Source organism: Nitrospiraceae bacterium (genome assembly GCA_020632595.1).
GTDB lineage: Bacteria > Nitrospirota > Nitrospiria > Nitrospirales > UBA8639 > Nitrospira_E.
In genome coordinates, this window is sequence record JACKFF010000005.1 from 246791 (window position 1) to 262538 (window position 15748).

Genomic DNA, 15748 nt, shown 5'->3' on the forward strand with positions numbered 1-15748 from the left:
CCTGACAGTCCAGAAGAATCACCTCGTGGGCGAACGATGTAATCTCCTATAAGACATTAAAGACATTAACAGTCGGGCCATACACACCCTTGCGGGGCATGTGAGGGAAAAGCGGATTGGGCCTGGAGCAGGATAGCGTAGGTTTGTAGATGAACGAGGTTTTAAAGAACACCATGAAAGATCATTCAGCAGCCGGATTGCCAAGGCCTGCCACTCTGGGCTATCTGAATGTTCCGCGCATGAGCCTGCTGGTTAGCGTGATCTTTCTGCTTCTTCTTCCCAGTGCAATGGCGCAAACGCCCTCTTCGAAGCTATCTCCAAGGACAATAGTTCTTAAAAAATCCCCGGAGTCTCCTATCCCTTTGCGCGTGATTGTGGCCCAACACCGACGTGTTGTGATTGATGATCCGGTGCAGCGGGTTGCGGTGGGCGATACGTCAATCGTTTCGGCTCAGTTGATTAACAACAAGGAAATTCTGATTCTTGGGCAGCGCCCCGGACGCACGTCGATCATTGTCTGGCTTCAGTCAGGAGCGATTCGTCATTATCAATGCAATGTGCAACGGGATCTTTCCGTTCTGCATGCGGCTTTGCATAACGTTCACCCCAGTATCGGTGTGACCAGTGCCCCGGACCGTGATGCCATCATTCTGACCGGAAAGGTGCCTGATGTGACCTATTCCCAGGCGGCGGAAGGGATCGCGCAGAAATATGTGAATGCCAGACGGGGAACAAGGAGATCAGGTCAGGGGCCGTTTGTGCAAAGTCCCGGCGGGCAGCCGGCCAATCAGACTCAGCCCGGGGGGTCGAATCAATCCTCGGGATCATCCGGCCCTTCCTCTGATGATGAGGGAGATGAGGAATCCTCATCAAGCGATTCCTCCGACCCCGTTCAAGTTACGGAGGACACCCCTGTCGGAGGGACTATCATCAATTTGATTCAATTGGACACGTTGCCGGCAACTCCGGAGGAGCGCATGCAAGAGGCAATCCGGAATCTTGGGGGTGAGCAGGTGACGGTGCGGCGAGTAAAACGAGGTGTTGTGCGTGATGATGAGCAGGATGTCTTTGTCCTGGAGGGATCGGTGAAAAATCAAGTGGCCCTCTTGCGCGTGCTGGAGGTAGGTTCCCGAATGCTGACCGGCCAGGGGGCCACGCGACAAAATATTCGCGTGGTGGGTGATGAAGCGGGGGCGTTGGCCGGTCGATTAGGACAACAGCAAGGGGGGCAGCAAGGGCAGCAAGGGCGACTGATGATTGGTGGGGGCGGCGGCGGGATTGGTCAGCTATTTGGAGGGGCTGGTACGACGTCTGGGCGCATCAGTAACCGGGTACAATCGAATCTGGGCCGGGCCAAAGTGATTGAAGCGGCCCACGGACGCATTCTCTCCTTTCTTCATGTGAGGGATCTTCCGCAAATTCGGGTCAACATCAAGCTCTATGAAGTCAATCGGACAAAACTGCGGTCCTATGGCTCCGATCTGATCGGAACCTTTGACAATTTCGGGACGGCTCCAGAGTCCGGGGTCCGAAACATTTTAGGCTTTCTGAGTGGTACGCTTGCGGTCGACACGTTCATTCAAAGTGGGCAGTTTGCCCTTGAATCAGTCTTCACGTTTTTGGAGAGACTGGATTTGGCGCGAAGCCTGTCTTCTCCTTCGCTCACCGTGTTGTCTGGAGAAATTGCCGCTTTTCTGGTTGGAGGAGAAGTCCCGATTGAGCAGGCATTTTCCCCGTTTTTCGGTGGTGGAGAGACGCCTGGCGCGGCAGGGGTTTTTCAGTTTGTCACGTTTCGTGAATTCGGGATCTCCCTCCGTGTTCGCCCGCTGGTGGGAGAAGACGGGGATTTGACGATCGACGTGGTTCCGCAAGTGGTGACACCTGATTTGCGCTTGACGACGGGCATTGCAGAGGCCACTGGAACCAATCAACCCACGACAGCATTCAAAAACCGGTCCATGCAGACGAGCGCACGCATGCAGGATGGCCAGGCCATCCTGATTGGAGGTCTCCTCTCGCGTGACAAATCGGATCAGCAGAGCTTTATTCCTGGGATTCGTGATATCCCGGGGTTGGGTTGGTTGTTTCGACGGTTTACGCAAAACAACGAAGAGGTTGAACTCGTTATTATCATCCATCCTGTCATTATGAGAGAACCGATTCCCGAGGTGGGCCTCTGGGCTTTTCCAGCTCTCACCGACTATCGACCGGCCTGGGAATTCAAGTCATGGCCGGCACCTGAGGGGAAAGGCTTGTGAAGCGGAGAGTAAAAGCCTTGCTGACAAAAATTCGTCCATCTCTTGGTCCGGTTGCATCCCAACGTGGCGGGGTGCTCATCGAATTTGCCTTCCTGTCGTTGGTGTTTTATGTCCTGGTTGCCTTGGTGGTAGACATCGGGAGAATGGTGTTTGCGGCTCAAGTGCTTCAAGATGCCGCCCGTGTGGCCGCCCGGGAATTGTCGTTGGTGCCGCTCCCTGCGGCCATGACCTTTGATCAGGCCTTGCAGGATCCAACAGTTATGGCACAGATATTCGACCCGGCCTTGCTGGTCATCGATCTCGACGCGTTTGGGGATGACGATGTGGCGTTTCAAGCGTTTCTGGATCAGTTGCCCATGGTCAATAAAATGTTGAGACCGCTCATGATTTTCGAACAGGCTGAAATACAAGGTTCCAGCCGTCGATTGCTGAGGTTTCCCGGTGCGCTGTTGAATGATCCTTTGGCCCCAAGCGGTCTGGGAGTGGGAATTCCCCGGGTGGAATCCCGTGGAGCGGGGGGCGTGGAAGCCATTCGATGGGTTCCGGTTCTTGAAGAAATCACGAATGGCTCTTTTAGTCTGGTGCCACTTGACCCCGAAAATCCGCCTCCTCAACGGGGTCTGGTGGCGGTTCGCATCAATTATCCGTTCCAAGCGGCGATGTTGAGCGGGTTTCAGCAAGGTCCGGGAGGCCGTTTTGAATCGAACCTGGCCAATCGCATTCAAGCGGACGATGAAAGCGTCGACGATTCCATCAATGCTCCGCCACGCGGGACTCCATTTGGGGTCGGTGATTTGCCTGAAGTAGGCGTGTACGGCGGACGTTTCGGATTGGGAGGACAATTGGCATTTGGCGGTGAAACGCTCAGGCCCTACAGGAAGCTTCTTTCCGCCCAAGCCATTTCCAGGCGGGAGGTGTTCTTATGAAAACTGCCGGATCTCACCCTCGATCGTCGTGGGTCAGATTTGTGTCGTCCCCATTTTTTTTGGCGGGCATGCTTGTCGTGATTCTAGGGGGATTGTGGGTGTCCGGCCTGGTGAACCCTTGCTGGTTCGGAGTGAATTGCGGGCCTTCCACGGAGGGGCTGGTTGCCGTTCCGGTCAGCGCGCAAACGATTCCGGCGTTCACCCAATTGAACCGTCAACATGTGTGGAATGCCGGGAAAGGGCAGCTGTCTGTTGTGCTGCTTCCCCCGGAACAGGTGACCGAAGCTATGAAAACCGATTTAACGGACATTCTCGGTCGTGTCCTTGGGCGAGAGAAGCCTGCCGGATATGTGTTCACGGAAGTGGATTTTCTCCCGAGGGGTTCCCGTCCTGGGTTAGTCGGGGGGATTCCCCCAGGGAAGCGGGCCGTGCGGGTCGAAGCCGGTCAGGTCAGCGGGTTATATGGCCTGAATCCCGGAGATCGCTTCGATCTGATCGCGACATTGCCGATCGACGCGGATGGGAAGGATAAATCATTGACCATGGGAGGAGTCTATGGTCAACAATTAGCGCTCCAGGCGAATTTACATAATTGGGCAAAACAAGCCACCGTGCGGGTGCTGGTGCAAAACGGTGTGCTGGTTCAACCGTTGACGACCCGGGAAATTCCTCTCTCGGTGAATACGCTGACCCAGGGTCTTGTGGTCAAAAAGAAGCCTGTTCAAGAAATCGTCATCGCGGTGGACCCGGAAGAAGTGGCTTCATTGACCGAAGCCGTGGCCGTGAAGGCCGAGATTACGACCATTCCTCGTTCAGGACATCCGGACGATCCCAGGGACAGCGAGACACCGGAATCCCAACCCTGGAGCCCCTTTGGGAATACGTTGGCTTTAGGGAAGTCGTCTGGCGGGATTTCAAAAAATGGAAATACGGAATCTTCGCTCACGTTTGTGGAAACCTTGAACGGATCGGGAGAACGGGAGTTCATTACCGTGCCTGTTGCGTCGGATCAGGAGAAATAGTGCGATGTTATACACGATGCGCGTTCATGCTTGAACGCGACACGGTACTCTTTGGGAATGTCAGGCTATGTTGGTCCTGTTCGTCTTGCTGGTTTGGGGAATGCTGGGTATTGGTTCGTTAGTGATCGATTGGGGGTATGTCAATCTCACCAGAGTGCAAATGCAAAATGTGGCGGATGCCGGTGCGGGGGAAGGCTTGCGTCTGCGTGATGTGGCCCCAGAGGATCCGGTTGCCAGTGATCTGAACCGCCGGGTGGCGGTGAGCCAGCTGGCCGCATGGACGTATGATGATGATTTTGATCTGACCGACGATCTCCTGCAGTTTGGTGCGGGGCCTGATGTGTTCCTGACTGGAGGACAAACCGACCTCAATGCGATGCAGACAGTAGACGTTCGGTCGGCCCCCGTCTACAAACCGGTGTTGCAATGGAATGATGAAGCCAATGCCCGACATGGCGATATGGTCAGCGGGACGTTTGGGATTCCCGATCCCAGTTGTTCGGTCGAAGCCCCGCACAGGGAATGTGCAAATTATACCCGGATCGATTTCGTCCCGGCTGAAGTGAACGCCAGTCCGACGGCCGATGCCTTTCTCGTGCGATTGCGGCGCTCCATAAAACCGGAACCCTTTCAGGGTCAGACCGGCGTCGATAATGTGCCGGGAGTGAGTTCGGCCGGCCCGACCCTGCCGCTGGTGTTAGGACTTGGCTCGCCTCTCCAGGCCCAAATCGATTCGCCTGGAATTCGTTTTACGGGCCTAACCGTGCGGGCGACCGCGATTGCCGATGCCCGCCCTGTTCGAGGGGTGGGTCTGCCGGATAACTTGTCCGAGCCTCCCCGTCTGGGTGTTGCCCCATTTGGTCTTGTTCGTGCAGGCTGGCGGGATTCTCTGGTGGTGGATGTTCCCGGTTCGGGCACCGTGGATTCTTCAGGGGTCGTGGCGGTCGGGTCCACGGCAATCGGCCGGTTTCTCCTTTCGGTTACGAGCATTGGGGAACCAGTTCGTGCTCGATTTCCTGAAGGGGGACAGGTGACGATCGACGGATATGCACCTCTCTACGAAGATTTTTTGGGGACGGAACGGGTGGTGGGATTTGCACGGGTTGAAATGACTGGAACAGCGCCCGGTTCGGTACAGATTATCAGGCGACCGGGTCAAGTGGCTGTAGAAAATGCCACCGTCACTCTCCTGCCTGCATTTCCCCTTCTGCCGGAACCGGAATTGGCATGGTTGTTTCAAGTTAATCGTGACATTCAGGAAGAGGGAGCCCTGCTGGCTCCGGCGCTGGTTCGTTAGGGATTGAACGTGTAATGGAAACGAATCTCCATATCCTCGTGGTAGGGAAATCCCCTGGACTCCGCGCGGAATTTGATTCCGCGCTTCAGGGTGTGGGCAGTTACCGATGCGTCACGGTCTATGCCGAGTCATTCCGCCATGCGGAAGAGCTGGCCAGGAACCGCCGGCCTCAATTGATTTGTGTCGAGATGAATGGAGATCTTCGCGGCTTGAAGGAGTTTACGATTGATGTGTCTCAGATGTTGCCGGGAACCGCTATCGCCGGCTTGTACAAGCCCGATCTTTTTGAATCCGATCAATCGGAAAGCGCGTTTATTCTTGAAGGCGTCCGGGCGCGTATTCAGGATTTCCTCCGGCACCCGCTTTCCAGCACCGAAATTCGACAGGTCCTCGACCGGATTTTTGTGCAGGGAAAGACCAAATCCAGCCTGTCCCCGCTCGGCCATATTGTCTCGTTTGTCAGCAACAAAGGGGGAGTGGGGAAATCGACGATTTCAGTCAATATGGCGTGTTTGCTGGCCAGTCGCCATCCCGGCCAGGTGTTGCTGGTGGATGCGTCTTTGCAGTTGGGCGTTGCTGCGGTAATGCTTGATCTGAATCCCCGAACGACCATTGTGGACGCCGTTCGTGAAAAAGGACGTCTTGATGAGACGTTGCTTCGCGAATTGACCGTGTCTCATCCGTGCGGGTTGGCGCTTCTGGCCGCGCCGGGGAATGCGGCCGAAGCGTCTGAGGTGGATGAGGAATCCATGTATCGTATTTTGAACTTAGCGCGGCGAACCTTCACGTACGTGGTGGTTGATACGTTTCCCATGTTGGATAGTGTCGTGATGACGGTGTTGGATCTGTCCACCTTTACCTATGTCGTGATGCAGGGAACGGCGCCCAATGTCATCGGCACGGCCAAACTGCTACCGATTTTGGAGGGGCTTGGATGTCCGGTCGAGCGTCAGCGTTTGGTCCTGAATCAAAACTACCGGAATTTTGCCGGAAATTTAACGCAAACGGAGATTGAGGAGCGGTTGATGCGAGAATTTCATTATGTCTTTCCCTATCAAAAGAAACTGTTAACCTGCGCCAATCTCGGGGAGCCGTATGTGCTCCAGGCTACCCGATACTTCGGGTTCGGACGTAGCGCACATCTGTTGGTCGGGGAAATTGAGCGGTTAGCAGACCGGTCCGTTGCCGCGGAAATTGATCACTTGGCGAAAATGATAAACGAGGAGCCGGCCTGACCGTTCCCTTACCATGAGCGAACAGGATTTCCCATTACCTTCGTCCCCAGAGAGCCGGCCGCCCGTTCCGTTTGGCAAATCATTAAGTGCGGATACGGCCTCGAGGCTCAAGGCTGCGCTGAAACGTCCGGCGATGAACGTGGTCAAAGACGAAGCATTGCTGGATGATCCATTGGCGCGAGTCAAGCATGCCGATTTTCTGTCGATTAAAAGCGCCCTTCAGGAGCGACTCCTGAATGAAATCGGAGAACATTTGGCCGCTGGACTCAATCATGAGGATGTATCGGCAGTGGTGAAGGAGTTTACCGCGCGGATTTTAGAATCGGAACACATTCCGTTAAATCAGGCGGAGCAGGGACGGCTGGCCGAAGAATTGACCGAGGAAGCCATTGGTTTGGGGCCCTTGACTCCGTTGTTGGCCGATCCGGCTGTGACGGATATTCTTGTCAACGGCCACCAGTCAGTCTATGTGGAGCGGTATGGCCGGTTGGAAAAAACTGACGTTCAGTTTCTGGACGACGATCATGTGATTCGGGTGATCGAGCGGATTGCGGCGCAAATGGGCCGGAGGGTGGATACGGCCTCTCCAATGGTGGATCTGCGTCTGGCCGATGGCACGCGGGTTAATGCCACCCTGCCACCGGCGACGATCGATGGGCCGACCCTCTCCATTCGGCGGTTTGGCGTCCGTCGGCTACGGCGGAATGATCTCCTGGGACTGGGAACGCTGTCGCCGGATATGGCGACGTTTCTGGAACTGGTCGTTCGTGGCAAGAAAAATCTTCTGATTTCAGGTGGAACGGGGGCCGGGAAATCTACCCTGTTGGGGGCGTTGTCGGAGGCTATTCCCTTTCACGAGCGCATCATTACGATTGAAGATACCGCGGAATTACACCTGGATCAGGAACATGTGGTCCGGATGGAAACCCGCCAGCCGAATATCGAGGGCCAAGGGCGGATTATGGCGAGGGATCTGGTGGTGAATGCCTTACGGATGCGGCCGGACCGGATCATCGTCGGGGAAGTTCGTGGGCCGGAAGCCCTGGATATGTTGCAAGCTATGAATACCGGTCATGAAGGCAGCATGAGCACGGTTCACGCCAATTCTCCCCGTGATGCGTTGTCTCGGTTGGAAACCATGGTGCTTTTTGCGGGCACGGAATTACCTTCCCGCGCCATTCGAGAGCAAATGGTTTCTGCCCTTCATCTTATTATTCAGGTCCGGCGGTATGAAGACGGCGTGCGCCGGATCGAAACGATTGCGGAAATGACCGGCATGGAAGGCCTGACCCCTCTCATGCAGGACATCTTTCAGTTCCGGCGGCGAGGGTTTCGGGGAAAGCGTGTGGCCGGAGAATTTATGCCGACCGGTATCGTTCCAAGAGTGGTCGAAGAATTGCGTGAGCAGCATATCGACATTCCCCTGTCCCTGTTTACCGGAGGAAGAGATCTCCATGGGTTTTCGTGAATTTGCGGGGTTGATGGCGATTGGTCTGATTGTCGGGCTGTGCGTTTGGTGGTGGAGAAACTTCTCTTTTCGGGTGGCCACTCAGGCCAGGCTTGCGCAGGATGGGGCCGGGCGGGTCTCCCCTCAGACCGGCCGGCCGGTCCGGCACGTATTCCCTCCCCGCTATCGGATCATTCCCGCGTGTCTAGGGGTGGGGGTGAGTGTGGGACTGTTTTATTTCCTAAGGCTCTCTGTCCCGTTTGCCGGAGCCGCAGGGCTTATGGTTGGAGTTCTCGGATTTTTACTGGAGTCTATTATTGCCGGCAAGCGCTTGAGCCGCATTGAAACCCAATTGGCCGATTCGATCGATCTCATGGTGGGAGCCTTAAAGGCGGGGTTATCTCTTCCCAAGGCGCTGGATACCGCCCGACAGGAGTCTGCGGCGCCCCTTCGGCCGTATTTGGATAACCTCGTGCGAAAAATCCGTCTGGGAGAAAACCCCGCATCCGCAGTTCGAGAATTGGGAGAGCGGGTCCCGTTGGAAACCTTTCAACTGTTTTCGCTGACGCTCTCGGCCCAGTGGTGGACGGGAGGGAGTCTGGCCCCCACCTTGTCCGTTGTGGGAAGAACGATTCGGGACCGGATTGAACTCTCCCGGCGTATTCGGACGCAAGCCGTAGAGGCTAAAGCCTCGGTGATCGGGGTGTTGGCCATATCCTATGTGTTGACGTTCATCATGTGGAGAGCGAATCCCCGTCCCTTGGAGAATTTTTTCAATAGTGACATCGGATCCTTGCTGGCGGGAGCAGCGATCGGATTACAAGCGTTGGGCATCGTCTGGATTAACCGGATCAGTCAGGTCAAATTTTAGGTGAGGTTGTCATGGATCGTATGTGGTATTTCGGCCTGATTCTTGTCGCGATTGTGGCCTCAGTCATGTTGACGCCCTGGGCGGGAATGTTTGTCGCGGTCCTTCTGCTCTTGTTCGGGATGGTTTCTTGGGCAAGTCGTCACCGGAGTGTTGAGCGGGTACGGGACACTCTGGGGTCGGAACGTTCTGTTCTGGATCTCGGACGGGCACGCTCCGAGTGGTGGCTGCGCCGGTGGTTATTTTTGGCGGGGTTCCGAGGGCGATTGGCGCCCATGGTCTTTATGGGACTTACCGGAGGAGCGCTCGCACTGGGAATCGGGAGTGCATATATCATGAACCGGTCGGGAGTGGTCGATGTGATGGTGGTGCCACTGCAGGGTATTCCGGGAGGAATCGGGGAGGCTTTTATTTCCGTGGCCTATGCAGGCCCCTGGATCGTGCTTTCCCTGTTAGCCAGCATTCCATTGCTGGTGGTTCGTGCGTCCCGTCGCCAACGGGTCATGGATGTCGACCATGACCTTCCTTTGATGCTGGAATTGCTGGCCACGCTGACAGAAGGGGGGCTGAGTTTTGATGCGGCCCTGGATAAAATTCTCGGGGCACAGTTTCGCACCAGGCCTTTGTCGCAGGAGTTTCGTACCTACCATCGAGAACTGCAACTGGGTGTGTCCAGATTGCAGGGTCTTCGACGGCTGGCCTCCCGTTTGGAAGTGACTTCCGTCTCGTTCCTGATTTCCGCATTGATTCAAAGCGAACAGGTGGGGGCAAGTATGGCCACGACGCTTCGCCGTCAGGCCGACGATCTCCGGAACCGTCGCCGAGAGCAGGCTTTGATGCTTGCACAAGCTCTTCCCGTCAAAATGGTGGTTCCCCTCATTCTCTGTTTTCTCCCGGGAATATTCGTGTCCACGCTCGGGCCCTCCTTACATCAACTGGTGAACCTTGTGAGCGGGATAACGGGAGGGATTCGGTAATGGTCTGGCCTGTGAGGCCCTACACAGAAGAGGAGTCGACGTGAAGTTGTGGTCTGTCTATGGGTTGATCGTTGGTCTGCTTGTCTGTTCGGCATGCGCCGATGCCCCTTATCTTCGAAATCAATACGAAACGTCCTGCACGTTACCCGATCTTGAACTGGCCGAAGCGTGGGACTTGCTGGAGGAAGCCCGATCGACTCCTGGCGGATGCGACCGCGATGCCCGAGGAATGGATCGTTGCCGTGCGCTGCACCGTGAAATCGAAAGAATTGCGTTTGTGTGTCCCAACCACATTCCTTCTTTGATGACGACGGCTGTTCTGGCCTATGAGGACAAGGATTTTGCGAAAGCCTCGGAACGGCTCTCATCCATTTTGAATTTGGTCAAAGTGCATCCGGATGCGGCGGTGTTGCGGGCACGAATTGCTCTGGAAGAAGGGAATCTCCCGTTCGCCCTTACTTTCCTGAAACAGCGCATGGAGCTGTCTCCTGACCATGCTCAGCTCCGGGAGGTGTATGCGGCCACCCTGTTTCTTTCCGGGCGACTTGAAGAAGCCAGGACTCAATTGGCGGTGGCCGAACAACTCGGGGCGCCTCGATGGCGGGTTGCATATCATCTCGGGCTGTTTGAAGAACGGAGGGGAGAGCTACAGAAAGCCCGCCTGCTCTACCAGGAATCTGTGGATTTAAAGTCTGATTGGAATCTACCCATTTCCCGGTTGCATGGGCTCTTGACCAAGCCCTTCTCAGGTAAAAAGCCGTCTGATCTGGATGGAAGTTATTTCGAGCTTCCGCCGGTTCTCAAGTAAACGCTTGTATTTTTTATGTCGATAAAGCCCGCGTTCTCCCTGGCCGGTGGCCAAAATATGTGAGGAGGAAAAATATCCAGCGTCCCTCTTTCCTTTAGAAGTTAAGAACAGTTTCTGACATTTTATTCTGTCTCATGTGTTGAGCAAGTTTTTCTGTTGCCTGATGTGTCATTTTCGGGCACGATCTTTTTGAATGGTTTCCCCTATTGTTAAAGAGATGCCACTGCCTCACGGATTAACTGGGTTGCTGCTACATAGGGGTCTTCCCCTTTGGTTCTCCAGGTTTCAATCATGGATGGGGTGAAGGTGCGCCCTTCCCCAAAGGTGAGGGAAATGGGATGACGTTGAGGTGTCTTGGCATCGGGGGGCCAGACCTGAAAACTTCCTTCGATTTTGACCGGGATAATGGGGATGTGTAATTCACAGGCAAGCACCCCGAGACCTTTCTTGAATGGGAGGAGTTGCCCGTTAAGGCTGCGTTCCCCTTCGGGAAAAATCAAAAGGCTTTTCCTGTTCCGGAGAAGGGCGGCTGAGGCCTTAAGAACATTGACCAGGGGCGTCTCCGGCCCCACGGGAATCACATGGCCCACGCGTGCGACCCATCGACGAAACGGTGATCGAAAAAACGGTTCCCAGCCAAGAATATAAAGTTGTGAAAAGGTGGATGGTGGCACGGTCCCCAAAATAATAAAGGGATCAACAAAACTCAGATGGTTAGCCGCCAGGATAAAGGGTCCCTCCTTGGGGACATGTGTGATACCTTTGACGGTCAATGGGAAGGCTATACGCGAGAGCCGTCCGAGAATAGCCTTGCCTATCTGCCCGATGATTTTATTCCCTCTGGAAAGCGGAGCGAGAACTGTCTTTGTCAAAGCTGGAGGGAGTGGGGTTTCGAAGATCTGATGCCAGGAGGTGATGGTTTCTGTGTCCTCAGCGGGAAATTGCTGGAGAGCCAAGAGCTTGGTCATGACATCACGCACCGTCACGACTTCTCCCATGAACGTTTCCGGGACCGGTCCCAACCGGCTTTCGAGGGCTGCTTGAAATTCGACGCGTTTCAAGGAGTCGAATCCCAAGTCCAGATCCAGGTGATCGTCCAATCGCAGGACGTGGTCGGCTGAAATCAGCCCGACAAGCGTTTGGATAACCGCTTGGCCGATGGGTGTTTGGCGAATCTGCTGGTCGGTCTGAGGTTCTTGCTCCGGTCCGGGTTCAACGGCAGTCTGCTTAGATTGCGTCATGGCCCGAACAAGATGTCGCTGGATTTTCCCTAAGCGCGTGCGTGGGAGGGGTTCTTTGATGAAGGTCACACCACTGATCCGTTTGAAGGAGGGAAGGGTTGCGGCGACATTATTCAACGCATCTTTGATGTAAGTGGCGGAATCATGAATTTTGTGTTCCCGTAAATAATCAAAATTTGGGACAACCACGGCATGAAGATGTTCGCCCTCCTCACCAGCGCGTGGGAGTCCGAGGATACAAATTTCCGCGATCGACGGATTCTGTTGGTATGCCTCTTCCAATTCTTCGGGAAGAATGTTTTTTCCTCCAGGTGTGACGATCAGTTCCTTGATCCGTCCGGTGAGAAACAGGTAGCCGTCTGAGTCCAGATAGCCCAGATCTCCGGTAAAAAACCATCCATCGCGAATAGCTTCAGCCGTTTCAGCCGGTGCTTGGTCATAGCCTTTCATCACATTCGGCCCTCGTACCACCACTTCTCCTATTCCTTCTTCGTTCGGCTGATCGATCCGCACCTCGACACTGGCGAGTGGCGGACCGACGGAACCCGGTTTTAGTCGAGACAAGGAACTGAAGGCAATCACGGGCGCCGTCTCAGTGAGCCCGTATCCTTCCCGAATGGTAAATCCAAGGCTCCCTAAGTCTTTCGAGATTTGTGGATCGAGTTTGGCTCCACCGCAGCACAAAAGACGAAGCGAGGAACCAAATCGGCGGTGAACCGGTGAAAAAAGCTGTCGTCCGGGATTCCAGCGGGTATGGGCTCTCACAAAATCTGACAGGCCGAGTAGGAGCGTGATTAGCGGACGGACGAATGCGGGACGCCGACTGAGTTCTTCAAATATTGACCGACGAATCATGGAAAAAATTTGGGGAACTCCCACTGCGATCGTAATTCCGGTCTCACGGATACATTGCACCAGATCCGGTCCCTTGAGTGAAGATAAGAAGGTCATTCTGGCGCCCAGGAGAATGGGAACGAGGTAGGCAATCATAAAGGGATAGGCATGGTGCAGAGGGAGCATGACTAAAAAATTGTCTTTCGGTCCCGCTAAATCTTTCCCCATAATGTCTTTGGCGTTGGCCATAAAGTTGCGGTGAGTGAGTAGCACGCCTTTGGGTTTTTTGGTGGTGCCAGAGGTATAGAGCAATGAAGCCACGTCGTCCGGATTCACCTCTCTTTTGACAGGCGGTTTCTGCTGTCCTTGTGATATGAGATCTTTCATGGACAGGTGGGGAGATTTGGTGGCGGGATCCATGTTCACGACGGTGATCGTGGTGGGAATGCCTTGTATGAAGGCCATCGTTTTTGAGCTGACGAAGACGAGCCGACTATTGGAAGTGGTGAGGAAGGACAGCAGTTGCTCCTGTGGCATGTGAATATCCAGTGGAACGGCTGTGGCGCCGACGGTGAGGATGCTGAGATGAGCAATCACCCATTCCGGACGATTTTCAGCCACGAGGGCGACACGGTGGCCCGGACCAAGGCCGTGTTCATGAAGACTGCTCGCCAAGCCCCGAATGAGCAGTGACACTTCCCCGTACGTGTATTGTCGATAGCTTTCCCCTTCTTTGATTTGCATGACCACATGATCGGAGGCGATGGCCGTGAGTGCAAAAAAGGCCTCGTGAATAGTATCTGGAAGTTTGGTGGGAGCGATGGGAGATGCCTGCATCGTTTGTGTCTCCTGAGAGGGATGTCAAAAACGATTCGAAACCAAGTCTACCCGAAAGAGGTCATGGTTCCAAGACAAGATTTGAGTACTGTGAACCGCGCCTAAAAAAGGGGCAGATTGGGGTGGTGAGGCTCACTCGGCATGAAAGGAAAAAGGATTTATTCACTGTCGGCAGGTGTCAAGACTTAACCAATAAGGAAAATATTCCGAAAAAGCCTGGAGCTTTCTGCTTAGTCCCATAATTGTAGTCATTCCCCGAATCGATGTATTGATGTATAGCTGAAAAAGAGATTGTTCTATGCCGTTCTTTAAAGTTGAAGATATCCGGGAACTTCGCGTCGGGACGTTTGTCAAACTCGAAGGGTCCTGGTTCAGCCATCCTTTTCCCACGAATACCTTTCAAATCAAATCCTCTGATGATCTGGCGACCATTCAAGCTCTCAAAAGTGTCGTCATTCTCCAAGATCCGGAACGGTCGGCCTCGTTCGATGTTGATGTTGAGGATGTTCCGGATGAAAACCGACGGCCTCTGGATCATGAGGAGAGCCTCAGTAGGGAGGAAGACGCGGAGGCCATTTCCGATTCAACATTCGATCACCCGGAAGACGACGAACCACTGATAAAAGAATCTTCCCTATCCACAATTCTGGACCGGCGACAGGATTACCATGAATTTCAGAATCACCTGCGTAAGATTGAAGGGGCATATCAAAAAATCCTGGGGCAGGGTAATGAATTGTTCCGGCAACTGAGTGATCGCCGGCAGTCCGGACGGAAAACCGCGGATGCCATGATCACGAGTATTGTCACGGCCATACAACATCCCAACACGGCGATGTCGTTAATCGATGTGGTCAACAGTAACGGGGCCACGTGGGGCCTGTCCGAACATGCTCTTAACGTATGCACCCTCTCCCTTCTCATCGGCCGTCAGCTAGGTTTGGGAGTCGAGGAATTACTTGAGCTTGGGCGGGGATCGTTGTTCCACGATGTGGGTTATCGTGCGCTACCCATGAATGTCCGCTTTAGTGCGGTTGGTATGAAAATCCAATCGGATCCGGACTTGGGGCCACGACACCCGGAGGTCGGGCGACAGTTGATGGCCTCCTTCCCGGATACCAGTCCAGCTGTATTGGAAATGATTGAACGGCATCATGAACGACTGGATGGTTCGGGTTTCCCGAACGGTATGAGAGCGGACGGCCTTTCATTGTCGACAAAAATTATTATGGTCGCGGACCATTATGATGAACTTTGCAATGCTCCTGACCTACAAACGAGTCTCACCCCTCATGCCGCGTTGTCCCGACTCTTTCGTCATGTGGTTATGAAGGGAGAATCGTCCAGATTCTGTCCGGAGGTGGTGCAAGCCCTGGTGCAGGCCATTGGGGTCTATCCACCGGGGAGCCTGGTGGAATTAACGGACGGATTTCTCGGGGTCGTGGCACGGATCAATATTCATCACCCAACGAGACCGACGGTGTTATTATATGCCCCCTGGATCTGCCGAAACGATGGGATGTTGGTCAATTTGTCACAAGAGCCCGAGTTGGAAATCAAGCGGGCCCTCCATGTAAAAGATATACCTCTGCATGCCCTTGCGTACTTAAGCCCCCGTCGAATGGCGATGTTTGTGCATGCGACCGAACCTACCACTGTGGCGTCCAACAGCAGGCCGCGGCAAAATGCTAAAGCAAATCTTAAGGGGTAGCCTGGGTGGTTTTGAAATACGGCGGTTGAGCTCACCCCGCTGATGGCAGCTGATTTGAATAATCATGAGATTGCGTGGGGAATCCAGGACGAATTGAGCCTGGGTGTCGAGAGGTCAGGAATCCTCTGAGGTAGAGGCGCACCCGGTGCCAACACTAGCGGGAGTGCTGTTCGAAGTTCTTCATCTGTCATGATTAGGCCAGACAGAATAGAGCCGGGGCCGGCTTCCAATGCCCACTTAAGAGATGTTAAGAGATGTTCAGGCATTTACCCCCCTTGTTGAGAGCA

At 54.4% G+C, this 15748-nt stretch carries 11 protein-coding genes; 10 read left to right on the forward strand and 1 reads right to left on the reverse strand.

Annotation, left to right across the window (positions count from 1 at the left end):
• Positions 1-149: 149 nt before the first annotated feature.
• The 9 genes from H6750_11875 (at position 150) to H6750_11915 (ending at position 10838) form a co-directional block, all read left to right on the forward strand.
• Positions 150-2258, forward strand: coding sequence for a pilus assembly protein N-terminal domain-containing protein (locus H6750_11875; protein MCB9775001.1), 2109 nt, complete (start codon positions 150-152; stop codon positions 2256-2258).
• Complete coding sequence (locus tag H6750_11880; protein MCB9775002.1) at positions 2255-3184, forward strand: pilus assembly protein; 930 nt, start codon at positions 2255-2257, stop codon at positions 3182-3184. The genes H6750_11875 and H6750_11880 overlap by 4 nt, the downstream gene beginning before the upstream one ends.
• On the forward strand, positions 3181-4206 hold the full coding sequence (locus H6750_11885) for a hypothetical protein (GenBank protein ID MCB9775003.1): 1026 nt from the start codon (positions 3181-3183) through the stop codon (positions 4204-4206). The genes H6750_11880 and H6750_11885 overlap by 4 nt, the downstream gene beginning before the upstream one ends.
• A 67-nt stretch (positions 4207-4273) precedes the next feature.
• On the forward strand, positions 4274-5503 hold the full coding sequence (locus H6750_11890; protein ID MCB9775004.1) for a Tad domain-containing protein: 1230 nt from the start codon (positions 4274-4276) through the stop codon (positions 5501-5503).
• Between the two features lie 14 nt (positions 5504-5517).
• A complete protein-coding gene (locus tag H6750_11895) occupies positions 5518-6738 on the forward strand; it encodes an AAA family ATPase (GenBank protein MCB9775005.1) in 1221 nt (406 codons plus the stop codon).
• 133 nt (positions 6739-6871) lie between these two features.
• Positions 6872-8206 (forward strand): CpaF family protein, encoded by a 1335-nt coding sequence (locus H6750_11900; protein MCB9775006.1) that lies wholly within the window; start codon positions 6872-6874, stop codon positions 8204-8206.
• Entirely contained in the window at positions 8193-9056 is an 864-nt protein-coding gene (locus H6750_11905) for a type II secretion system F family protein (protein MCB9775007.1), read from the forward strand. Before H6750_11900 ends, H6750_11905 begins: the two co-directional genes overlap by 14 nt.
• An 11-nt stretch (positions 9057-9067) precedes the next feature.
• Entirely contained in the window at positions 9068-10030 is a 963-nt protein-coding gene (locus tag H6750_11910) for a type II secretion system F family protein (protein MCB9775008.1), read from the forward strand.
• Positions 10031-10070: 40 nt separating this feature from the next.
• The gene (locus H6750_11915) at positions 10071-10838 is read left to right on the forward strand and encodes a hypothetical protein (GenBank protein ID MCB9775009.1); all 768 of its coding nucleotides are present in this window, start codon (positions 10071-10073) and stop codon (positions 10836-10838) included.
• A 209-nt stretch (positions 10839-11047) separates the two neighbouring features.
• Here H6750_11915 and H6750_11920 read toward each other — a convergent pair whose 3' ends face one another.
• Entirely contained in the window at positions 11048-13750 is a 2703-nt protein-coding gene (locus H6750_11920) for an AMP-binding protein (protein ID MCB9775010.1), read from the reverse strand.
• A 298-nt stretch (positions 13751-14048) separates the two neighbouring features.
• On the opposite strand from H6750_11920, the gene H6750_11925 reads away from it, so the two are divergent.
• Complete coding sequence (locus tag H6750_11925) at positions 14049-15461, forward strand: DUF3391 domain-containing protein (protein ID MCB9775011.1); 1413 nt, start codon at positions 14049-14051, stop codon at positions 15459-15461.
• Positions 15462-15748: the final 287 nt, after the last annotated feature.